The 22103-nt window shown below is 67.3% G+C and carries 23 protein-coding genes; 13 read left to right on the forward strand and 10 right to left on the reverse strand.

The window, feature by feature from the left end; all coding sequences use genetic code 11:
• Positions 1 to 5: 5 nt before the first annotated feature.
• Both AC0KUR_RS04575 and atsR read left to right on the forward strand, forming a co-directional pair.
• Positions 6 to 509: a putative pterin-binding protein gene (locus AC0KUR_RS04575; RefSeq protein ID WP_069245818.1), complete on the forward strand. Its 504-nt coding sequence runs from the start codon at positions 6 to 8 to the stop codon at positions 507 to 509.
• A gap of 13 nt (positions 510 to 522) precedes the next feature.
• Positions 523 to 2343 carry a hybrid sensor histidine kinase/response regulator AtsR gene (atsR, locus tag AC0KUR_RS04580; protein ID WP_034188551.1) on the forward strand — a complete coding sequence of 607 codons (1821 nt, stop codon included), beginning with the start codon at positions 523 to 525 and terminating at the stop codon, positions 2341 to 2343.
• 30 nt (positions 2344 to 2373) lie between these two features.
• Here atsR and AC0KUR_RS04585 read toward each other — a convergent pair whose 3' ends face one another.
• Complete coding sequence (locus AC0KUR_RS04585) at positions 2374 to 2793, reverse strand: secondary thiamine-phosphate synthase enzyme YjbQ (RefSeq protein WP_034188617.1); 420 nt, start codon at positions 2791 to 2793, stop codon at positions 2374 to 2376.
• Between the two features lie 10 nt (positions 2794 to 2803).
• Positions 2804 to 3130, reverse strand: a complete 327-nt coding sequence (locus AC0KUR_RS04590; protein WP_049031120.1) for a thioredoxin family protein — start codon at positions 3128 to 3130, stop codon at positions 2804 to 2806.
• Between the two features lie 213 nt (positions 3131 to 3343).
• On the opposite strand from AC0KUR_RS04590, the gene AC0KUR_RS04595 reads away from it, so the two are divergent.
• Positions 3344 to 4045 (forward strand): flavin reductase family protein, encoded by a 702-nt coding sequence (locus AC0KUR_RS04595; protein WP_034188553.1) that lies wholly within the window; start codon positions 3344 to 3346, stop codon positions 4043 to 4045.
• Between the two features lie 135 nt (positions 4046 to 4180).
• On the opposite strand, the gene gcvA is transcribed toward AC0KUR_RS04595, so the two are convergent.
• Positions 4181 to 5113, reverse strand: a complete 933-nt coding sequence (gcvA, locus tag AC0KUR_RS04600; protein WP_034188554.1) for a transcriptional regulator GcvA — start codon at positions 5111 to 5113, stop codon at positions 4181 to 4183.
• Positions 5114 to 5251: 138 nt separating this feature from the next.
• Here gcvA and AC0KUR_RS04605 point away from each other — a divergent pair, with 138 nt between their 5' ends.
• A complete protein-coding gene (locus AC0KUR_RS04605) occupies positions 5252 to 6454 on the forward strand; it encodes an MFS transporter (protein WP_124670175.1) in 1203 nt (400 codons plus the stop codon).
• A 14-nt stretch (positions 6455 to 6468) separates the two neighbouring features.
• Positions 6469 to 7365 carry an oxidoreductase gene (locus AC0KUR_RS04610; RefSeq protein WP_473375438.1) on the forward strand — a complete coding sequence of 299 codons (897 nt, stop codon included), beginning with the start codon at positions 6469 to 6471 and terminating at the stop codon, positions 7363 to 7365.
• Positions 7366 to 7549: 184 nt separating this feature from the next.
• Here the strand turns inward: AC0KUR_RS04610 and AC0KUR_RS04615 are convergent, their stop codons facing one another.
• Positions 7550 to 8122 (reverse strand): YbhB/YbcL family Raf kinase inhibitor-like protein, encoded by a 573-nt coding sequence (locus AC0KUR_RS04615; protein WP_473375439.1) that lies wholly within the window; start codon positions 8120 to 8122, stop codon positions 7550 to 7552.
• Between the two features lie 471 nt (positions 8123 to 8593).
• On the opposite strand from AC0KUR_RS04615, the gene AC0KUR_RS04620 reads away from it, so the two are divergent.
• The 5 genes from AC0KUR_RS04620 to AC0KUR_RS04640 all read left to right on the forward strand — a co-directional run bounded on the left by AC0KUR_RS04620 (position 8594) and on the right by AC0KUR_RS04640 (position 11470).
• The gene (locus AC0KUR_RS04620; RefSeq protein WP_034188557.1) at positions 8594 to 8926 is read left to right on the forward strand and encodes a DUF2322 family protein; all 333 of its coding nucleotides are present in this window, start codon (positions 8594 to 8596) and stop codon (positions 8924 to 8926) included.
• 88 nt (positions 8927 to 9014) lie between these two features.
• Positions 9015 to 9875, forward strand: a complete 861-nt coding sequence (locus AC0KUR_RS04625) for a hypothetical protein (RefSeq protein ID WP_264166220.1) — start codon at positions 9015 to 9017, stop codon at positions 9873 to 9875.
• Positions 9876 to 10005: 130 nt separating this feature from the next.
• On the forward strand, positions 10006 to 10638 hold the full coding sequence (locus tag AC0KUR_RS04630; protein ID WP_034188558.1) for a LysE family translocator: 633 nt from the start codon (positions 10006 to 10008) through the stop codon (positions 10636 to 10638).
• Between the two features lie 216 nt (positions 10639 to 10854).
• Complete coding sequence (locus AC0KUR_RS04635) at positions 10855 to 11196, forward strand: type II toxin-antitoxin system RelE/ParE family toxin (protein ID WP_473375440.1); 342 nt, start codon at positions 10855 to 10857, stop codon at positions 11194 to 11196.
• Entirely contained in the window at positions 11183 to 11470 is a 288-nt protein-coding gene (locus AC0KUR_RS04640) for a helix-turn-helix domain-containing protein (RefSeq protein ID WP_226252036.1), read from the forward strand. Before AC0KUR_RS04635 ends, AC0KUR_RS04640 begins: the two co-directional genes overlap by 14 nt.
• A gap of 96 nt (positions 11471 to 11566) precedes the next feature.
• On the opposite strand, the gene AC0KUR_RS04645 is transcribed toward AC0KUR_RS04640, so the two are convergent.
• The 3 genes from AC0KUR_RS04645 to AC0KUR_RS04655 form a co-directional block, all read right to left on the reverse strand.
• Entirely contained in the window at positions 11567 to 12238 is a 672-nt protein-coding gene (locus AC0KUR_RS04645; protein WP_049032962.1) for a YebB family permuted papain-like enzyme, read from the reverse strand.
• A 144-nt stretch (positions 12239 to 12382) separates the two neighbouring features.
• Positions 12383 to 12952 carry a hypothetical protein gene (locus tag AC0KUR_RS04650; protein WP_034188561.1) on the reverse strand — a complete coding sequence of 190 codons (570 nt, stop codon included), beginning with the start codon at positions 12950 to 12952 and terminating at the stop codon, positions 12383 to 12385.
• Between the two features lie 218 nt (positions 12953 to 13170).
• On the reverse strand, positions 13171 to 13629 hold the full coding sequence (locus AC0KUR_RS04655; protein WP_034188562.1) for an Lrp/AsnC family transcriptional regulator: 459 nt from the start codon (positions 13627 to 13629) through the stop codon (positions 13171 to 13173).
• Positions 13630 to 13756: 127 nt separating this feature from the next.
• Between AC0KUR_RS04655 and AC0KUR_RS04660 the strand changes: the two genes are divergently transcribed.
• The 3 genes from AC0KUR_RS04660 (at position 13757) to surE (ending at position 15770) form a co-directional block, all read left to right on the forward strand.
• Complete coding sequence (locus AC0KUR_RS04660) at positions 13757 to 14491, forward strand: AzlC family ABC transporter permease (RefSeq protein ID WP_049032963.1); 735 nt, start codon at positions 13757 to 13759, stop codon at positions 14489 to 14491.
• A complete protein-coding gene (locus AC0KUR_RS04665; RefSeq protein WP_080287849.1) occupies positions 14484 to 14792 on the forward strand; it encodes an AzlD family protein in 309 nt (102 codons plus the stop codon). Before AC0KUR_RS04660 ends, AC0KUR_RS04665 begins: the two co-directional genes overlap by 8 nt.
• A gap of 198 nt (positions 14793 to 14990) precedes the next feature.
• Entirely contained in the window at positions 14991 to 15770 is a 780-nt protein-coding gene (surE, locus tag AC0KUR_RS04670) for a 5'/3'-nucleotidase SurE (RefSeq protein WP_049032964.1), read from the forward strand.
• Positions 15771 to 15844: 74 nt separating this feature from the next.
• On the opposite strand, the gene AC0KUR_RS04675 is transcribed toward surE, so the two are convergent.
• From AC0KUR_RS04675 to AC0KUR_RS04685, 3 genes are all read right to left on the reverse strand, one after another.
• Positions 15845 to 16666: an SDR family NAD(P)-dependent oxidoreductase gene (locus AC0KUR_RS04675; RefSeq protein WP_473375441.1), complete on the reverse strand. Its 822-nt coding sequence runs from the start codon at positions 16664 to 16666 to the stop codon at positions 15845 to 15847.
• A gap of 153 nt (positions 16667 to 16819) precedes the next feature.
• Positions 16820 to 19489 (reverse strand): GH92 family glycosyl hydrolase, encoded by a 2670-nt coding sequence (locus AC0KUR_RS04680; protein ID WP_473375442.1) that lies wholly within the window; start codon positions 19487 to 19489, stop codon positions 16820 to 16822.
• Between the two features lie 67 nt (positions 19490 to 19556).
• Positions 19557 to 21995, reverse strand: coding sequence for a GH92 family glycosyl hydrolase (locus tag AC0KUR_RS04685; protein ID WP_473375443.1), 2439 nt, complete (start codon positions 21993 to 21995; stop codon positions 19557 to 19559).
• Positions 21996 to 22103: the final 108 nt, after the last annotated feature.

A 22103-nucleotide genomic window follows, 5' to 3' on the forward strand; every position in this document is an offset into this window, starting at 1 on the left:
ACGACATGCGCATTTCAACCATCTGGATCAAGAGCCTGCTGACGGCCTGCCTGCTCGGCATGGCCGCCTCGGCATGGGCGGCTTCGTCGTTTACGTTCACCGTCGACGGCAAGATCAGCAAGAGCAACCAGCAGGGGAAGATGACCTACGTCTTTTCCGAGCAGGCGCTGATGGCGCTGCCGCAGCATACGATCGTCACGTCGACGAGCTGGACGCCGAAGTCGACCTTCACCGGCCCGCGCCTGTCGGACGTGCTGAAGACCGTCGGCGCGCATGGCACGCAGATCGAATTCCGCTGCATCGACGAGTACACGTTCACGATTCCCGTGTCGGATGCCGACAAGTACGGCGTGATCCTCGCGCGGACGATGAACGGCAAGGTGCTCGGCAACGACAACTACGGCCCGCTGTGGATCATGTATCCGCGCGACCAGTATCCCGACGAACTGAAGACGCCGCTCGGCGAGGCCAAGTTCGCGTGGCAGATCATCGGCCTGACCGTGAAGTGAGTTCGACCGCGACATGAAACGCCGGCGGTGGAAAAACAGAAAGATCATCCTGGTCCTCGGCTCGCTGTGGATCATGGGGTTCGCCGCGTGGGCGTTCCTGCTGTGGGACCTGCTCGCGACCTCGGTCAACGAGGGCGTGCTCGAAGGGCCGCGCGAAGGCGTGTTCTGGACCGCCGCGCAATACCGCAACGTCTATACGCGATTCGACCGGCAACTGATCCTCTACGCGACGCGCGAGGACGACGACTTCGATCACGTGCGGATGCAGCTCGACAGCCTGTCGGTGTCGTTCGGGTTCCTGCAGCGGCCGTCCGAAGTATCCGAATACTGGCTGCGCATTCCGCGCGCGCGCAACGAGATCGACGCGCTCGGTGAATTCATGACGCGCCTGAAGCAGGAAGTGCCGCCGCTGCGCGACACGCCGAAGAACGCGCGGCAGGTGATCGACGAAGTCAATGCATACTGGCCGAAGGTCAACGGCCTCGCGAACTACTTCCGCGCGATCGAGATGGCGCAACGCGATTTCACTTTCCATCAGCTGAAGGAAAAGCAGCGTGCGATCCTGATCCTCGGCATCGTGCTCGGCGTGATCCTGTGCGCACTGTTCCTGCTGCTGTTCTACACGATGCGCACGCGCGACGACCTGCTCGAACGGCAAAACGCGGCGCTCGACGCCGAGCGCAAGGCCTCCGACCGCGCGTTCGAGATGATCGAGGCGAAGAACGCGTTCCTCGGGATGGTCAGCCACGAGCTGCGCACGCCGCTGCAGGCCATCTGCGGGTCGATCGAGATCCTGCTCGCGCGCCCGCAGTCCGACGCGAACCTGAAGACGATCCGGCGGCTGCAGAATTCCGCGCTGTCGCTCGAAGCACTCGTCAAGGACCTCACCGACTACATCAAGCTGCGCTCGACGAAACGCCTGGCCGAACTGGATACCGTCGGAATCGCGCCGCTGCTCGCCGAAGCGATCGAACCGTTGCGCGAGAAGATCCTGGCCAAGCGGATCACGGTCGAACAGCGGATCGAGCCGCCGGGCCTCGCGATCCGCTCCGATCGCAAGCTGCTGCGGCAGGTGCTGTCGAACCTGATCGAGAACTCGGTCAAGTACACGCACGGCGGATCGATCAAGGTGTCGATCACGCTCGCCGACACGCCGGCCGGCCAGCAGGTGAAGATCGCCGTGCACGACACGGGCGCCGGCATCGCGAAGCAACACCTGTCGAAGATCTTCGAGCCGTTCTATCGCGCGAACGACGCGGTCGGGCTGCATGTGGACGGGATCGGCATGGGGCTCGCGGTCGTGCGCGAAATCGTGACGACGCTGCGCGGGCATGTGGACGTGCGCAGCGTGGTCGGCGAAGGCAGCGAGTTCGTCGTGACGCTGCCGGCCGAAGTGCCGGGCATCGACACGGCCGGCCACGCGGCCGGCGACGTGCCCGCACTGCCGCCCGCGATCGCGCTCCGCGACCGGCGCGCGCTGGTGGTCGACGACAACGACAACGCGCGCGAAACGCTTGGCGCGATGCTGTCGGCCCTCGGCATCGAGGCCGATCTGTGCGGCACCGGGCAGGAAGGCGTCGCGCGCTTTGGCACGGGCCGCTACGACATCGTCGTGCTCGATCTCGAACTGCCGGACCTGAGCGGCTTCGAGGTCGCGCGGCGCATTCGCGCGGCGGCGGAACCCGACCACGACGGCCGCCATCCGGCGATCCTCGGCGTCAGCGCATATGAGTCGGCCGCGCTGCGCGAGAACAAGCAGGTGTTCGATGCATTCCTGCCGAAACCCGTCCATTTGCGCGAGCTCGGCACGCTCGTCGAGAAGCTGCTCGCCTGAGCAGGCGCATCGCCCGTTCCCCGTTCCCGCCTACTCGCCGATCAGATGCAGCACGATGTCGCGCCGGTGCGCCGCGCGGCGATGCTCGAACAGGTAGATCCCCTGCCACGTGCCGAGCACCATGCGCCCGTGCTCGACCGGAATCGACAGCTGCACCTGCGTGAGCGCCGTGCGCAGATGCGCGGGCATGTCGTCCGCGCCTTCGGTGTCGTGCTCGTAGCGCGTGTCGTCCTCGGGCGCGAGCGTCGCGAAATAGCGTTCGATGTCGCGCCGCACCGACGGATCGGCATTCTCCTGGATCAGCAGCGACGCCGATGTATGGCGGCAGAACACGGTGACGAGGCCGGTGCGGATCGCCTGCTGGTCGACGAACGCGCGCACCTGCGGCGTGAATTCGACGAGGCCGCCGCCGCGCGTGTCGACGCCGATGTGCGTGAGGGCCTGTTGCATCTCGGCCACCTCAGGCCAGCGCGGCGAAGCCGTCGGCTTCGATCTGTTTCGCGTCGGCGGGGCGCACGACGCGCGCGACCTCGACGCCGTCGCGCAGGAAGACGAGGGTCGGCCACAGCTTCACGCCGAACGAGCGGCCGAGCGGGCGGCCCGGGCCATCCTCGATCTTCAGATGCCGCACCGCAGGATGCGCGGAGAACGACGCGGCGATCGCGGGCTGCGCGCCTGCGCAGATCCCGCACCAGTTCGCGCCGAATTCGATGACGGTTGCGCCGCCCAGTGCGTCGACTTCCGCGCGCGTCGGCGCATTGGCGGTGTAGCGTTGTTCGGTGTCCATCGGGCCCTCGTGTGCGTTGGCGGAACGGGGCCGCGCCCGCGAGCGTGGTGCGGCGGTCGCGGCCGACGATTTCCTACTCTAGCGGAAAAGCGCGCGCGATGCCGGCCGGTCGCGGCGCCCGCGTCCTTCGGGAATGACACGACAAGATTCGGAGCGCCGCGCCGCCGCAACCGGATCAGCATGCGGACTGATCCGTCACCGAGGGCACCCGCCATGAATGCGCCGCACTGCGTCACCGAACCGAACATCCTCTATTTCGGCACGCCCGTCGTGCTGGTCAGCACGCTGAACGAAAACGGCACGCCCAATCTCGCGCCGATCTCGTCCGCGTTCTGGCTCGGCTGGCGCGGCGTGATCGGCATCGCCGCCAGCTCGCAGACCACCCGCAACCTGTTGCGCACCGGCGAATGCGTGCTGAACCTGCCGTCGTCGGCGCAGGCGGACGCGGTCGACCGGATCGCGCGCACGACGGGCACGTATCCGGTGCCCGACGGCAAGCGCGCGAAAGGCTACGTATTCGAACCCGACAAGTTCGGCACGGCCGGGCTCACCGCAGCCGCGTCGCAAACCGTCGCGCCGCCGCGCGCGCTCGAATGCCCGGTGCACATGGAAGCGGTCGTCGCGGCCGCGCACGGGATCGGCGACGAGGCGCCGGACCTGCGCGGCCATATCCGCGTGTTCGAGTTGCGCATCCAGCGCGTGCACGCGCATCCCGACCTGCTGATGGACGGCCATGCGGACCGCATCGATCCGGACAAGTGGTCGCCGCTGATCATGAGCTTCCAGAAGTTCTACGGGCTGGCGCCGCGGCAGGTGCATGCGTCGCGGCTCGCGGAGATTCCGGAGCGCGCGTATCGCAGCCCCGACATCGAGCGTTCGCGTGAAGCGGGCATCTTGACCGGCGCCGGACGGTAACGAAACGCCCGGCGCAATGGCAGCGAAGCCGGCGCTTCGTCGTGCCTCCACCGGCGGTATCGACTCGGCTGCGCCGCCCCCGCACCGCCGGCCCTGTGCATCGCCGTGCCGATCGCGCGGACCGACACCGCGAGCCTATCCCGCCTCTCGGCTCGCCACGCCTTCCATCCATCGCTCGAACGCGGACACCGCGGCATCGTCGGCACGATCGGCGCTCGTCACCAGCATGTAGTCGTCAGCACGCCATACGGGCGACGCGATCGGACACACGAGGCGCCCCTCGGCGAGGTCGCGCCCGATCAGCGGCAACGACGCCAGGGCCACGCCGAGCCCCTCGACGGCCGCGCCGAGCTGAAGATTCACATGATCGAATTCGACATGACGCGCGGCGCGCAGATCGGAAGCACCCGCCTCCTGCAACCAGTGCGACCAGGCGGAGCGCGTCGTGGCCGAATGCAGCAGGGTGTGATGGCGCAGGTCGGCCACGCTTTGTATCGGATGCCGGCGCAGCAACGCGGGATTGCAGGCCGGCACGCGCAGGTCGGGCATCAGCGGACGCGATACGACGCCCGCGCCCTGCTCGGGACCGGAACGGACCCCGATATCGAAAGCGTCGGCGACATAGCGCAACTTGCGCGATGTCGTCGATACCCTGACGTCGATGTCGGGGTACCGCGAATGGAAATCGGCGAGCCGCGGCAGCAGCCAGCACAGCGCAAAGCTCATCGGCACATTCACCCGCACGACGCCCGATATCCGGTGCTTGAACGTGTCGTGGCGCAGCCGCCCCACCGCGGTACCGAGGCGCTCGAACACGTGGCTGACGTCATTCAGCAGCGCGGCTCCTTCGTCGGTCAGCACGACACCGCGCGGACGACGGTCGAACAACGGCAGGCCGAACCAGTCCTCCAGCAGCCTGATCTGCTTGCCTACGGCCCAGTGGGTGACATGCAGCTCCAGCGCCGCCCCCGCGAAGCTGCCGTGCCGCGCGACCGCGTCGAACGCGCGCAGCGCATTGAGCGGGGGCAACTCGCCCCGGTGCTTCGCCGTGTCCTGGTTGTCGTTCATGACGTGACTTTTTCTCTCTGTTGACGCAATTTTAGTTCAATTGAAATGGCCGCTACCTCAACCATAAAATTGACACTTCGAGCGCGAAAGCGAAGCCACGAACGGCTTCCACCAACCGCTCGCACGGAGCGAACGACGATGCGCCTGCCGGATTTTTCCCCGCCCATGATGCGGGAGACCGCGTCACCCCGACGGCGTGTGCTGTGGCTGTCGTGCCTTGCGCACGCCATGCACGATGGCTATACGGACATGATCTACGCGTTGCTGCCCGTGTGGCAGTCGGAATTCGGGCTCGACTTTGCGGCCCTGGCGATCCTGCGCGGCGTCTATGCCGGCACGATGGCGACGCTGCAGTTGTCGGCGGGGCGCCTCGCGCAACACCTGGGCAGCCGCACGACCCTCGCATTCGGCACGCTGCTCGCCGCGCTCGGCTATGCGCTCGCGGGCCTGTCGGGCGGCCTGCTCGGTCTGGGCGTGGCGCTGGCGATTTCGGGCGGCGGATCCAGCACGCAGCATCCGATCGCATCGGGCGCCGTGTCCCGCCTCTATGGACGCGACGCGAGAGGCCCGCTCAGCATCTACAACTTCGCCGGCGATCTGGGGAAATCCGCACTGCCGGCCGCCATTTCGCTGCTCGTGACCCTGATGCCGTGGCGTCACGCGCTATGGATCGTCGCCGGATTGGGCTGCGTCGTGGCCGCCGTCATCGCGCTCTGGTTTCCCGCCGTGCCGCGTGGCGCCGGCAAGACGGCGGCCAAAGGGCAGGCGTCCGCTCAACGCAGCGGCACCGGCGGAAGCGGATTCACCACGCTGTTTTCCATCGGCGTGCTCGATACGGCGGTACGCATGGGACTGCTTACCTTTCTGCCTTTCCTGCTCAAGGCAAAGGGTGTCTCGCCGCAACTGCTGGGAACGGCGCTTGCACTCGTTTTCATAGGCGGTGCGGCCGGCAAATTCATGTGCGGCTGGCTGGGCGCGCGCCTGGGCATGGTCAGGACGGTGCTGCTCACGGAGGGCGGTACGGCCGCGTGCATCGTCGCGGTGATGTATCTCCCGTTGGCACTTACCATGGTGCTGCTGCCGATTCTGGGTATGATGCTCAACGGCACTTCGTCGGTGCTGTACGGAACCGTTCCGGAGATGTCCGCACCCGAGCGTACCGAGCGCGCATTCGCGATTTTCTACACGGGGACGATCGCATCGGGCGCGATCTCGCCCGTTCTCTACGGTTTCCTGGGCGACAGGATCGGTGTGCATGGCGCCACGTATGCGACCGCGTTGACCGCCCTCGCGATCTTTCCGCTCGCCCTCGCACTGCGCCCGCATCTGGCGGATGACTGAACAGGATGAACACCATGACGAACGCTGACTCCCCGACCGTCGCACTCGTCGGTCCGGGCGCAATCGGAACGACCGTCGCCGCGGCCCTTCACGAAGCCGGCCGCACACCGGTGATCTGCGGCCGCTCGGCCCACGCGCAGCTGAAGCTGCGCTTCGACGGCGGCGAGATCGTCGTGCCCGGGCCCGTCCTGACCGATCCGCACGCGGTCAAGGAGCGGTTCGATCTCGTGTTCGTTGCGGTGAAGTCGACGCAGATAGCGAGCGCGGCACCCTGGGTCTCCGCGCTATGCGATGCGAATACCGTCGTCTGCGTGCTGCAAAACGGCGTCGAGCAAAAAGCCGCGTTCGCGCCGTACGCGGCCGGCGCCACGGTCGTGCCGTCGGTCGTCTGGTTTCCGGCGCAGCGCGAATCGGGCGCATCGGTGTTGCTGCGGGGCAAGCCTCGGCTCACGCTGCCCGATACGCCGGCGAGCAACGTGGTGGTCGCCGCGTTGCACGGCACGTGCTGCTCGCCGGAGGTCGCGGAGGATTTCATCTCGCTCGCGTGGCGCAAGCTTTTGCAGAACGCAGTAGCGGGACTGATGGTGCTGACCGGTCGCCGCGCCGGCATGTACGCGCGCGGCGACATCACCGCACTGTCGCTCGCCTACCTGCGGGAATGTCTCGAGGTCGCGCGGGCCGAAGGTGCGAAGCTGGGTGATGAAGTGCCGCAGGAAATCGTCGATGGACTGCATGGCTATCCGCCGGACTTGGGTACGTCCATCCTGGCCGACCGGCAGGGCAACCATCCGCTCGAATGGGACTGCCGGAACGGCGTCGTGCAGCGATACGGACGAACGCACGGCATTCCGACGCCGATCAGCGATCTGGTCGTGCCGCTTCTCGCTGCCGCCAGCGATGGTCCGGGCTAGTCACAAGGAAACCCAAGCGCATCCGATCGACGCGCGACTCCCCGCCTGACCGGTCATGACATTCGGCCGCAGGTCACTGGCTCGCGCCGCACTGTTTCTCGTCAGCAGCGAAGGGCGCTTCGTCAACGGCATGAACCGGAATGCCGACGGCGGGATGCGCTGCGATGACCTCCCGCCACGACGCTCACTCCGCCGCTCGGTGATACATCGCAACGTAGCGAGCCCGTGCAATCACTTTTCCGTGCATCTGGTATGCAACGAGAGCCGGGCTCGACGTGGCGTTCACGTCGATACCTGGAACCGAGAGCGCCGACGCCGTGACGACGTATCGGTGCGACTCTCCCTGAGGCGGGCAAGGCCCGCCGTAGTTCGCCGTCCCGAAATCGGTCAGCGTTTCGATGGCGCCTGCAGGCATCCGCTTCGGATTGCCGGACGCGCCCTTTTCGATCGACGCTTCCGACGCCGGAATATTGACGACGCCCCAATGCGTCCAGCCGAGCCCGCCCGTCGGGGCATCGGGGTCGTGAATGGTCACGACGATGCTCTTCGTTCCGCGAGGAAGATAGGACCACGAAATGCGCGGCGAGACGTTTTCGCCATGGCAGCCAAATCCGCCGTAGACCTGTTCGTTCCCGAACCGGCCGTGGTTCAGGTCATCGACTTTGACGGAGAACGTTCCCGCGACGGCGATTGTCGGCACGATCGACAAGAGCATCGCGGAGCAGAGGGTCGATCGCGAAAGGAAATTGAATGTCATGGTGTGCTCCGTTGAAAAGGAGGGCGTTTCCGCGGCAGGCAAACGATCCAGCCGAACGAAGCGCGCGGGTTGCCGGCTTCCTTGCGGCAGATACGCCGGGTTGAAACATGAAACAAGCGTTGTACAACCGGCGTTGACGCAAATTGTAGATTTCGATTCCCAACGTCGGTAGCGTCGCCCACGCGTTCACCATGTTGTCTTGATGGCAACAATTGACGACGGGCATGTCTTGAGATTGCGATCGCGACCGTCACGCTGAAGTGGCGGCGGCACGAGAAGCAGGCATCGCAAACCGGCCGACTGCGTCTCGCGGAGCATTCGCGCGTGCCCGCAATCGGCCGCCGTGCGCGTCTACGACCGGATGATCCGACTCCGTGCGAATCGCCCGGTTGCGTCGAAGAATGCATCCCGGCGAATCAGATAACATACGGGCCGCCACCTTTCCACGATCAAACCGACGGAGCGTTTTCAGTGATTCAACCGACCCCTGTATTCAAGGACAACCTCGCGCAACTGCCGGCCATCGACGGTATCGCGCGCATCGATCTCGCCGGCGCGAACGGCGACGTGGTCGCGACCATCGAGAACCAGCCGGGCAAGCAGGGCTCGCTCGCGGTGTACCACTATCTGCAGCAGGCATTCGGCACGCTCGACGCGAAAGCGGCCGAGCATGGCCTCGCCGTGTTCGCCGAACATACGGCCGACGCACGCAACCGCCCGGGCGCGCACCCGAACGTCGATCGTCTGCTGGCGATCGTCGACGGCGGCGAAGCGCTGCGCATCGACGTCGTCGCGAAGGACTGAGTCGTTGGCGGCACGCGTGCGGAACACCGCAATCGTCGCATCCGTATCCGCTTCTCCGGAAACCGCTCGCGTGTCGCGCTTCGGTGCGCTGGCCTCGGGCCGCCGTTTCGCGACGGCAACCACGATCGCCACTGTTGCCTGGGCCGCGCTCGGCGGCACGGCATCGGCCGCCCCGCCGCGGACGGCGTCCGATATTGCCGGCGCATCGCTCGTGCCGCTCGGCGTGCTGCCGCATTCACCCGAGAACGGTTCGCTCGATCCGTTTTGCACGCGATATCGCGCGAAGGCGACCACCGCGGCCGGCCGCGAAGTCGCGAAGCGCGACTGGATCGTGACGTCCGAGGCGCCGCTCGGGCGCTACACGGTCGTCACGTTCTCGAGCGGCTTCGGCGCCGGCACGAGCGCGATCTGCTTCGCGCGCAACGGCAACATCGGCGTATTCGACGGCACGACGCTCGTCGCGCTCGGCTATACCGCGCGCAAGGCCGGCTGGCAGCTCGGCTCGGTCGATCGGCTGGAAAACGGCGCGCTGCTGATCTGGGGCGGCGACGGCCCGGCACCGCCCGTCGGCGAGCTGCATGAAGAGAACGGCGGCCTGCGCTTGACCGGCGTCGCCGCCGAAAGCACGCACTGCGGCGGCCGCGCGGTCGTGCCGAACGTGTACGGCAAGCCGCTCGACGCGGCACGCAGGATCCTGATCGCGCATGGCTGGCAACCGCTGCCCCCGCGCGAGAAGCCGGAAGCCACGGATGGCGCGGCAACGCTCGCGAAGCACGGCATCATCGAAGCCGAAGCGTGTTCGGGCACCGGGATGGGGTATTGCGCGCTGCGCTACCGGAATGCGGCCGGCGTGCTCGGCGTGACGACGGTCGGCGGCGAGCCGGACAAGCCTTCGGCGAATACCGTGATCGACTACCAGGTCGCGTGTCGCAAGCAGGGGGCGCGCTGATCGCGCGAGCATGATGCCTGTGTCATGCGATCCACACCGTCCGGCCATCGTCCGTTCGCTCGATTGACCGCGCTCACGTGCCCTCCTAAACTGACCTCCCTTTTACGCCGCACCGACAAAAGGGACTGCCATGATCGACTTCTCCACGCTCGCGCTGTTCTCCGGCGCATGTCTCGCGCTGACGGCCACGCCCGGCCCCGACATGCTGCTGATCGCGTCCCGCAGCGTGAGCCAGGGCCGGCGTGCAGGCTTCGCGACGCTCGCGGGCATTCAGGCCGGCACCTACTGCCACGCGCTCGCGGCCGCGCTGGGCTTGTCGCAGCTCTTTGTCGCGGTGCCGCTCGCGTATGACGCCGTGCGCTTCGCAGGCGCCGCGTATCTGCTGTATCTCGCGTGGAAGACCTTCCGTTCGGATGCGACCGCGCTGTCGCCCGTCGCGTCGCCACGCCGCCACTCGACCGCGACGATCTTCCGTCAGGGCCTGACGACGAACCTGCTGAATCCGAAGATGGCGTTGTTCGTGCTCGCGCTGTTTCCGCAGTTCGTGCGCCCCGAGCACGGTTCGATCGCCGCGCAGATTCTCGTGCTCGCGACGGTATTGAACCTGATCGGGCTCGTCGTGAACGGCGCGGTCATTCTCTCCGCGAGCCGGCTGAGCCGGCGGATCGGCGCGCGCCGCCGGCCGTCGAAGCTGCCTCAGTATCTGCTTGGGTCGGTGTTCGTCGGGCTGGCGGCACGGCTTGCGGTGGCAGGGCGAAACTAACTCCGTCATCCGGCCGTGGTGCCTGCCCCACCCTGACACCGGATCGCGCTACTTGCCGGACCCGAATTTCCTGACAGCCGTCGGGTCCGAACGCCGTCTCCGCTATCTCCGACCGCAGCAACAAGGTCTCGAACGTTCCCTCACCGCTGACCAACCGCCTGTACCCGCATCCGCGGTCGGTCACTGTTCTCGCGAATACATAACATATTTGTTACCGTGTTGAATCATGCTTGTGAGATTCGCTTTTTCAATGAGCGTGTCGAGGTTGGGGTAGCGTCGTTGCCCGCGACCTTGCTTGCCCGGTTCCTTGCACTCGCCGACCGCATGGCGCAGTACGGCCCGAATCTGGGCGAGCCCCACACCCGACCGATGGGAAACGGGCTGTACGAAATGCGATTGAAGCGCGCGGAAGGTATCGCCCGGGTGTTTTACCGCGCGATTGTCGGCCGGCGTATCGTCATGCTCCCCTCTTTCGTGAAGAAGACGCCCAAAACGCCGCGGAAGGAACTGGAAACCGCCCGTCGTCGATTGAAGGAGGTTCGAGATGGCAACGTATAAGGAACTGCGCGAGCGTGCGTTGGCCGCTCCCAAGGTGCGCGCCGAATACGAACGGCTGAATCGCGAAGAATTCGCGCTGCTCGACGCGATGCTGGCGGCTCGGCGAGCGGCCGGCTTGTCGCAAGCCGACGTGGCGGAACGGATGGGCACGAAAGCGCCCGCCATTGCCCGGCTCGAACGAGCGCTCGCGACGGGCCGGCACTCCCCGTCCATCGATACGCTGCGCAAGTATGCGGCGGCTTGCGGCAAGCAGCTCGTCATCTCGTTTGCCTGAGTCACGCGCCCGCGACACGATCGATTTCTCCTGCCCTCCTTCAAGCCCTGCATCGCGTCAGCGGACGCGCCGCCGATTCCGTATCGCACTTGCCCGTCAATCGGCCCCGCACCCGCGCGTATCCGCCACCACCCGCAACGCGCCGCTCTCGAGCAAGCTCGCCGGCGTCACCGTGCGGCGGCGCCACGGGATTCGCCCGAAATACCAGATTTTCCAGAAGCCGAGCGGATGATCGGGATTCCGGCGCAGCAGCATGTCGAAGGTCTCGACGTCGCCGAGCACGATCCGCGTCGCATCGCGCACGACTTCGCGCACGAACCGCGAGCAGAACTGCCGGCGCGACGCGAGATTGAAACCCGTGTCGTAGACCACGCCGATCCGGCGCATCGCCGCGTCGACGAGCCGGCGTCGCTGCGCGGCGTCGAGCGGCTGCTTGAGCCGCGCGATCACGCATGCGCCGCGATCGGAACGCGCGAGAAACCGCGACATCGTCGTGACGCGCGACAGCGGGAACGTGCTCTCCGCGATCAGCGTTTCACCGCCGCGCGCGCCGACCACGATGCCGACATGATTCGTCCATGAGCGCGTGGCGCTCGCTACCTCGAGGAACGGCCGCACGGTCACACGAATGAACACGATGTCGCCGATCTCCGGTTCGACCGGCAACGACACATCACGCGTTTCGGGAGAACCGACGAAGAAGAGACGCCGCCGGCCCGCGCCGGGCGAGCGGATCATGAGCGGCTGGCGGCCGGTGTCGACGACCATACGGACCTCGCGCGAGTGGTGATGGCGCGAGCATGTCAGCAGCGGCCGGGCTTCGCATCCGCTTCCTGTGCGAGGGCGGATATTCGCGCCGCCCGGTGGCGGATTCCGATACCGGCGTGAAGCGGCGCGCGGGCGCCGCGGCCTTCAGCGCGTCGCGCCCAGCGCCACGCGCAGCCGCTCCATCAACTGCGTGTAGTGGCGCAGCACGTCGTCCCTCGGCACGACATTCGCCGTCGCGAAACGGTCGGACCACGCGGGCTTCCACTCGTACGAACCGTGCACGCTGCGATCGCCGTCGGGCGCCTGGATCAGCGAGCGGATCCGCGCGTCGCGGCCCGGGCCCGTATGCACGTCGAACAGCGCGTGGATGTACGTGTGATAGGCGTCGTACACGTCGTCGTCGAACAGGTAGCGGTAGATGTGGAACGTGCGGTCGAGCTCGCGCTTCGCACGGATCACGTCGTCCGGCGAGATGTCCTTCCAGTAGCCGATCCACGTGTAGAAGCACAGCAGCATGTTGAGCTGAGGCGCAACGGCGTCGTACAGCGCGAGCCGCTTCTCGATCAGCCGCTGGTTGGTCCACTGCACGAGTTCGAGCCGCTTCAGCCGGCGCGCGACGAGCCAGCCGAGACACGCGACCGACAACGGCGTCAGCACGCCGAGCACGAGCTTGACGATTTCCAGCGAATTCCACGGATTGTTGATTGGCTGCATGAATGGCCCGACAAGAAGAAACGCATTCACGGCAACGCATGTCCGGCGCGCAGCGCCGCGTGCCCGATCGCGTCGACATTGACCGTTAGTTGCTTGCACATCGAACGTCGCATCACCGCGCCGGCGAGACGGGCGATGCGGCCTGCGTCGCCAGTTTATCCGGCGATTGTCACCGCGCAATGACCATTCGTCGACGGGCACCGTGCGCCCGCGTCGCGCTACGTCGGCAGCGCCGACGTGAGCTTGATCTTCTGCATCGGAATGTCGGTCTTCACGCTGAGCACGCCGGGAATGCGCGTGAGGGTTTCCATCTGGAAGCGCCGGTAGTCGTCGATGTCGGCCGCGACGACGCGCAGCAGGAAATCGCAATCGCCGGCCATCAGGTGGCATTCGACGACTTCCGGCATCTGCTGGACGGCCTCCGAGAAACGGTTCACCGATTCCGCGTCCTGCCCCTTCAGCCACACCCGCGTGAAGATCGTCAGCCCCTTGCCGACCTTCGCGGGATTCAGCACGGCCACGTATTTCTCGATCACACCGGCTTCCTCGAGAAGCCGCACGCGCCGCAGGCACGGCGACGGCGACAGCCCGACCTCGTGCGCGAGCTCCACGTTCTGCATGCGGCCGTCGCGCTGCAGCGCGCTCAGGATGCGGCGATCGATAGCGTCAAGTTTCATTTGGCATCCGATTCCAAAAAATTCTCGCATCGCGCGTTCAATGCCAAATTCTGAGGAAAATCTGGCCACAACGCAACCCGATTCGAGTCAAAAAAGCAGACAATCCCTCCCCCCCGAAGGAGGAGTCATGAGCAGTAGCGTTTCAACGTCGTCCGGGCTTCGCGACAAGCCCGCCTATGTCGCCGAGATGGGCCGCGGATTGCGCGCGGCGCTGCCCGTCATGCTGGGTTTCGTGCCGTTCGCGCTCGTGCTGGGCGCGCAGGCCGCGCAGAAAGGGCTGAGCCTGTTCGAGGTGCCGATGATGACGGGCCTCAATTTCGGCGGCGGCTCCGAATTCGCGGCGATCCATCTGTGGACGTCGCCGCCGCACATCGCGCTGATCGTCGCGATGTCGTTCCTCGTGAATTCGCGCCACATCCTGATGGGCGCCGCCTTCGCGCCGTACATCCGGCGCCTGCCGCGCCGCCGTGCGTTCGTCGCGCTGTTCTTCATGTGCGACGAGAGCTGGGCGATGTCGCTCGCCGACGCGAGGGCGCGCTCGGCCACGCACATCAGCGTGCCCTATTACGCGGGCATCTGCATGGGGCTCTACCTGACGTGGATCTCGATGACGACGCTCGGCGCGGCCGTCGGCCCGACGATCGGCAACGTCGAGCAGTACGGCTTCGACATGGCGTTCACCGCCGTGTTTCTGGTGCTGCTGCGCGGCATGTGGAAAGGGATGCGTGCGAGCCGGCCGTGGTTCGTGAGCCTCGTCGTCGCGGCGGCCACGCACCTCGCCGTGCCCGGCGCCTGGTACGTCGCGGCAGGGGCATGCGCGGGGCTGATCGCCGCGCTGCTGTGGGAGCCGCGCGATGCCTGAGCTGCCGGATTTCAGTACCGTCGCGACGATCGTGCTGATGGCGTCGACGACCTATCTGTCGCGCATCCTCGGCTACGTGCTGCTGCGCAACCGCACGCTGAGCCCGCGGATGGCGTCGGTGATGGAGAACGTGCCCGGCTGCGTGCTGATCTCGGTGATCGCGCCGGCCTTCGTGTCGACGCGCCCCGCCGACCTGCTCGCGCTCGCGATCACGCTCGCCGCGGCGACGCGCCTGTCGATCCTGCCGACCGTGATCGTCGGCGTCGTGTCGGCCGGCCTGCTGCGGCACCTGCTCGGCTGAACGGTGCCGGGCCGCCGCGCCGGCCCCCCCTCCAACGACGAACGGGCGCGCGATGCGCCCGTTTTCACGTCCGCGCCGGCGTGCGGCGAGCGCGTGACACGACGCTCCTCACGCCGGAGTGCTAGCCTTGTGGCTTGCGCCACGCTGGCGCGGCGCCGTACGCCCCTGTCATTGCCCATCTCCGCGAGGATCGTCCCGATGCAAGAAGCCCGCCCGCTGTTCGACCGTGTCCTGCTCACCAACGACGACGGATTCGACGCCCCCGGCCTGGCAGTACTCGAACAGGTCGCCACGCAACTGGCACGCGAAGTGTGGATCGTCGCGCCGGCGGAAGACCAGAGCGGCACGTCGCATTCGCTGAGCCTGCACGAACCGCTGCGCGTGCATCGCAAGGGCGAGCGCCGCTTCGCGGTGCGCGGCACGCCCGGCGACTGCGTCGCGATCGCGGTCAGCCACCTGATGAAGGATGCGCGGCCCGACGTCGTGCTGTCCGGCGTGAATCGCGGCGCGAACCTCGGCACCGAAACGGTGTTTTCCGGCACGGTCGGCGCGGCGATGACGAGCATGCTCGTCGGCGTGCCGGCCATCGCGCTGAGCCAGGCCTTCGTCGATCGCAACGCGGTGCCATGGAACACGGCGCTCACGCACGCGCCGGACGTCATTCGCCGGCTCGTCGCCGCCGGCTGGGACAGCGATGCGTGCCTCAACGTGAATTTCCCGGCGCGGCCGGCCGACGACGTGCGCGGCCTGAAGGTGACGAACCAGGGCGCCGGCACGCTGCAGGGTGTCGAGATCGTGTCGGGGCGCGATCCGCGCGAGATCGACTATCACTGGCTGAAGCTCGCGCGCGCGCCGCGCGACGACGACGCAGATTCGGAAACCGTCGCGCTCGGCGAAGGGTATGTCGCCGTCACGCCGCTGAAGTTCGAGCGCACGCACGATCAGGCGCTCGCGCGACTGCGGTCCAGCCTCGGCTGATCGTCCGCGCCTCCCGAAGGCCCCGGCGGTCGCGCGCGACACGCGCGACACGCGCGCATCGCCGCGTCACCGCGTCACGTCAGGTTCAACCCGCCGTCGAGCATCACGATCTCGCCCGTCACGTAATCGGACGCGACGAGCATCGCGACCGTCTGCGCGATGTCGTCCGGCGCCGCCGCGCGGCGCATCGGCGCGCGCTCGCGCCACAGCTGCTGCGCTTCCGTCCAGTCGGCGGTCAGCGGCGTATCGACGAGCCCCGGCGCGACCGCATTGACGCGGATCGCCGGCGCGAGCGTCCGCGCGAGCAGCCGTGTGGTGTGATTGAGCGCGGCCTTCGCGGCCGCATACGGAATCGACGCGCCCTTCGGCCGCACGCCCGCATGCGAGCTGACGTTCACGACGCACCCGGCTCGCCCGTGCGACGCCGCTTCGCGCAGCGCGGCCTCCGCTTCGGCGACGAGCCGGAACGGCGCGATCACGTTGATCTCATGCATCTCGCGCCACACGTCAGGCGTGGCCGCCGCGAGGTCGTCATGCGGAATCACGCGGCTGACGCCCGCGTTGTTGACGAGCACGTCGAGCCGGCCGTGCACGGCCAGCGCGTCGCGGATCAATCGCACGCGCTCGGTATCGTCCGCGAGATCGGCCTGCACGTAGGCCCCGCCGAGTTCGCGCGCCATCGCACGCCCGGTGTCGGCCGAACTGCGCGAATGCAGGATCACCGCGTAGCCGTCCGCCGCCAGGCGGCGCGCGACGGCCGCGCCGATCCCCGACGTCGAGCCGGTGACGAGCGCGACCGGCCGGTGCAGGCGCGACGCGCGCGGCTCGGCGGCGGTTTCGGTTTCGGGGGCCGTCTCGGCAATCGGGGCAGACATCGGCGGAAGCGGCGCATCCATGGCGGGGAACCCTGTCAGTGGCGTTCCCGCATCATAAGCGCGACGGGGCATAGAATCGAAGCGCAATCGATCCGCCCCCACGCGCGTGCCGGCCGCGCCAGCCGGCGAGCGGGCGGCACGACCGGCAGCGCCCCATGGCGCCGCCGCGCGCGGCTACTGCACGCCGGTCGTATGGCCGGCCGCCACCAGCGACGGCGCGAGCGCGCTGTTCGGGTCCTGGCCGTTCCACTGGCCGACCCACGTATCGTTCGGCGTCGAGCCCATCACGAAGTCGAGCGTGCCGCCGGCCTTCATCTCGTCATAGGTGATGTACGGCCGGTGCAGCGGCGTGCCGTTCAGGCTGACCGACTGCACGTAGCGATTCACCGACGACGGCGCGCCGCCGCTCGCCGTATGCGCGGTCACCTTGAAGCGCCGCGTCGCACCGAACCTCAACGCCCCGCCCGCCGCGCTTGCCGACGCGACCGGGATATCGATCGTCGCTTCCTCGAACAGCGGCGTGCCAAAGTAGAACACGCCGCCGACCGGATTCAGCGAATAGATGCCGAGCGCGGACAGCACGTACCACGCGGACAACTGGCCGCAATCGTCGTTGCCGGGAATCGCCGCATCGCGCACGCGCCGCGGATCGCTCAGCGCGGCCTTCAGGCTGTCGCCGCTCAGCAACGCGCGATCGCCGGCCGTCAGCGTCAGCGAGTACATGTCGTCCATCACCGTGCGCACGCGGTCCTGGGTCTTCGACGGCATGCCCGCGACGGCGTACAGGTACGGCAGGTGGTTCGCCGGTTCGTTGCCCGCGAAGAACTGGCCGCTGCGGCCGGTCAGGTCCGGAAAGCCCTGGTTGTACTGGAAGGTCAGCGGGTTGGCCGGATCGAACGTGCGGTCGAGCTGCGCGATGAACTGGCGCTTGCCGCCGAGCAGCGCGACGAGGCCGGGGAAGTCGTGGAAGATGTTCCATGTATCGACCCACGCATTCGATTCGGAGAAGTCCGTCTTCTCGGCGGCGGTCGGATCGAAGCCGGCGACCCAGTTGCCTTGCGCATCCTTCGGCTGCGAGAACGTCCAGCCGTTGTTCGGCACCGCGTTGAACACGTTCCGGTAGTTCCGGCTGCGTTGCAGGTACGGCCGGTAGTCGGCCGCACGCTTGCCGGCCGCCTTGCCGACCGCGGCCGTCGCCCAGTCGTCGAACGCATAGTCCTGCGTCGTCGACACCGACGCGTTGTCGCCCGCGAACACATAGCCGCTTTGACGATACTGATCGAAGCCGTGCGCGCTCGCGCCCTGCGTGGTCGTCAGCGCGGTCCAGATGTCGTCGATGCCCGCGCTCGTCAGGTGCTTCAGGTACGCATCCGCGATCATCGGAATCGACGGGTGGCCGGCCATCGTGAAGGTTTCCGTTTGCGCCAGCGGCCACACCGGCAGCTCGCCCTTGCCGTTCTGCAGGAACTGCGTGAGCAGCGACTTCACCCAGCCGTCGACGCGCTCGGGCTGCACGAGCGTCATCAACGGCGATTCGGCGCGGAAGGTATCCCACAGCGAGAACGTCGACGAATAGTCGAAGCCCGGGTTCGCATGCTTGCTCGTGGTCGGCGGCGACGTCGTGCCGTCGTTGGCCGAATCCATGCCGACGTAGCTGCCGTCCGCGTTGTTGTAGACCGTCGGTGCGAGCATCGTGCGGTACAGCGACGTGTAGAACATCGTCCGCTGGTCGGCCGTGCCGCCCTTGATCCGGATGCGGTCGAGCGCGGCGTGCCACGCGCGCTCGGCCGCACCGCGCACCTGGTCGAACGACTGCGCGCCGACTTCCGCCGCGAGGTTGGCCTGCGCATCCGCGACGCTCGACGGCGAGATGCCGACCTTCACCGTGACCGCGCCGCCGTCGCTGCCGTCGGCGAACGTCAGGTAGGCCTTGAAGCCGTCCGTGCTGAACGCGACGTTCTTCGTATCGAACGGCCTCGAGAAGCGCGCGACGAAATACGTCGGCTTGTGGTTGGCCCAGTTGTTCGTGAACTGCCAGCCGGCGATCGTCCGCGCGTCGACGATCTGGATCCTGCCGCTCGCGGTCGACCCGCCGATCGGGTTGTCGATGCTCACGATCATGCTGCGCTTCTGCGTCGCCGCGCCCGGGAAATACGTATAGCGATGCACACCCGCATGCGCGGTCGCCGTCATCTCCGCGAGGATCGTCGCGCCCTGCACGTTCCACGGCGTGTTACCGCTGCCGACCGGCGCCATCTTCACGCGGTAGTAGCCGGGGCTCGCGGTTTCGTCGTCGTGGCTGAACGATGCGTTGTAGGTGATCGACGCATCGGCCGCGACCTTCGCCAGGGTTGCCTTGTCGACCGGCGCGAGCGTCGGCAGGAACCGCACTTCGCCGCCCGAGCCGATGCCCGTGCCCGACAGGTGCGTGTGCGTGAAGCCGGTGACGAACGGATCGTCGTACTGGTAGCCCGACGTGCGATCCCAGTTCCACGGCAGCGTATGCGCGCCGCCCGTCGTGTCCGGCCCGAGCTGCACCATCCCGAACGGCACGGTCGCGCCCGGATACACGTGGCCGTGGCCGCGCACGCCGCTCGCCCAGTCCGCGTTGATGTCGAGATTCGCGGTGCCGATCATCGGATCGACGCTGCGCAGCACCGACCGCTTGCCCGCGCCGCCGTTCTCGCCCTGGTCGTTTTGATCGCCTTGGTCGGTTCGATCGTTCTGGTTGCCCTGCGGGTTCGACATCTGCGCCAACACGCTCGCATCCGTCGAACCCTGGTCGCCCCCGCACCCCGACAACACGGCAAGGCACCCGATACCCACCACATGACGTAGCTTCATCCGTTCGTCCCTCCCTCTCTCTTTGCGTCGATCCCGTTGGCAAGGACCGCTCGTTGATCGTCCAGCCTTACTGCGCGCCGGCCGCCTGCGGGAACGACGGCATCGCGGACGCATCGGTGCCCCACGTCGCGGCGTTCGCGTCGGCCGTCATCGAATACGACAGCGTCCCGCCCTGCGCGATATGTTCGAACGGCAGCCATGCGGTCGGGTAAGGTGCGCCGTTCAGCTTCAGCGACTTCACGTAGAACGACGCGCCGTCGCTGGAGCCCGCCCCCGGCGCGGCGATGCGCAGCAGACGGTAGCTGCCGTCCTGCTGCCCGACGCGCACCGTGATCTTCTCGAACTGCGGGCTCGACAGCGCGACGCCGCTCACGCCAGGCACGACCGGATAGAGACCGAGCGCGGCCCACACGTACCAGCCGGAGAGCGCGCCGAGATCGTCGTTGCCGGGCAACCCCGCCGCGCCGGTGCCGAACGCGTTCGCGAGCGACGCGTGCAGCACGCGCTGCGTATGCGACGGTGCGCCGGCCCACGCATAGACCCACGGCACGGCCATCGTCACTTCGTTGCCGACGTAGAAATACGGCTGCACGGTGCCGACGTTCAGGTGCGTGAAGAACGTGTCGAGCCGCTCGACGACCGGTGCGGCGCCGCCCGCCCGCGCGATCACGCCCGCGAGATCGTGCGGCACGTACCACGTGTATTGCTCGGCGTTGCCTTCCATGAAGCCGGAGCCGTCGGTAACCCACGCGCCGGCCGACGTCTTCGGCTGGATCGCCGTCCTGTCGAACAGGTTCCGCCAGTTGCCGCTCGACTTCAGCAGCGTGCCGGCCGTCGCCGTATCGCCGAGTGCCGTCGCGAAGCGCGACACCGCGAAATCGCGCACGGCGTATTCGAGCGTGTTCGACGCGGTCTGGTTGTCGCCGCTGCCCGACGCGGGCACGTAGCCGAGCCGGTCGTAGTCCGCTCGGCTGCCCATCACGGGTGTGCCGGCACACGCGGCGCCGGGCGCCGTGCTGCGCTTCATGATCGACAGCGCGGCCTGCGTATCGAAATTCGTCGCGCCGAATGCATACGCGTTCGCCGCGATGATCGATCCCGCGTCGCCCGGCATCACGGCCGTTTCCGTATTGAAGTATGCCCAGCGCGGGAAGGCGCCGCAGGCCTTCGCGTCGAGCACGAGCGACTGCACGATGTCGCTGGTGCGCACCGGATCGAGCAGCGCCTGCAACTGGATGAACGAGCGGTCGATATCCCAGCCGGAGAAGTTCGCGTACATCGTGCGGCCCCGGTCGACCTGACGTGTCGGCGCATCAGGCGCGCCGTTCGATGCATGGAAGTCCGGATACTGGCCGTTCACGTCGTTGAATACATTCGGATGCAGCGACGCGTGATACAGCGCGGTGTAGAACCTGGTCTTGTCGGCATCGCTGCCGCCGGTGACCTGGATCGCGTTCAGGCGGGCGTTCCAGGCGGCACTCGCCGCGCGGCGCACCTTGTCGAAGTTCCAGCCTGCCCGGCCGTGCATCGCGTTGCCGGGGTTTTCCGCGTCGAGGTTCGCCTTCGCGTTCGCTTCGCTGACGAACGAAATGCCGAGCTTCATCATCACGTCCGGTTGCTTGCGGTCGACATGGAACGTCAACGTCACGGGGCTGTCGTTCGACAACGCGGGCTTCGCCGCGAACGGCTGGCTGAACTCCGCGTAGTAGTAGACGGGCACCGCATGCCCGGCCCAGCAGAATCCGCCGCCCGCGATCGTGCCCGACAGCGCGCGGTCGCCGACCTGGCGGATCGTGTCGCGCGTCGTGCCCTGTGCACGGTTGTTCAGCACGGTCGGATCGATCGCGATCGTCGCCTGCTGGCCCCGCGCGAGTACCGGATACGTGAAGCGCGCGAAGCCGGTGCGCACCGTCGTCGTCAGTTCGGCCTTGATGCCGTTGCCGAGCGTTACGCCGTAGTAGCCGGCCTGCGCGGTTTCGTCCGCGTGGCTGAAGCTGGCCGGCGTGCCGGCATCGCCCGGTGCGAGCTGCGGCATCACGTTCAGGTAGCCGCCATTCGCCCAGCAGCCGGTGCCGCTCAGGTGCAGGATGCTGAATGCGTTGATCGACGTGTCGCCGTACCAGTAGCCGCCGGAGAAGCCGGAGCCGTCGCCCTTGCGGCTGTCGTATTGCGCGGTGGGCGTCATCGGGCTCCACTGCATCATCCCGAACGGGACCGTCGGCCCCGGGAACGTGCCGCCGCCGAGCCCCGAGCCGACCGGGTCGGCCGGCTGATCGGTCGCGTAGTCGGTGCCGATCAGCGGATCGACGTACTGGACGACGCGCATGTCGGCGTTTTTCTTCGATGCTTCGTTGCCGGTGCTGTCATCGTTTTCATTGCGTTGCCCATGCGCCGCGGCCGACAGATTCGACATCGCGACCGACGGCGAATCGCCGTCGCCGCCGCACGAAGCCAGCACAACGCACAGCGCCAGCAGCGCCGCTCGCCACCCCCAGTTCCTCGACATCGCCTGTCTCCGTTTCGTTCTTGAATCAAGCTGCTGGTTCGAACTACTGAGCTTTAGATCAGGAATCTTTTCGTGACTTGTCGCGTACGCGGTCAATCGGTCGAAACT

Source organism: Burkholderia sp. YHN3-13 (assembly GCF_055810675.1).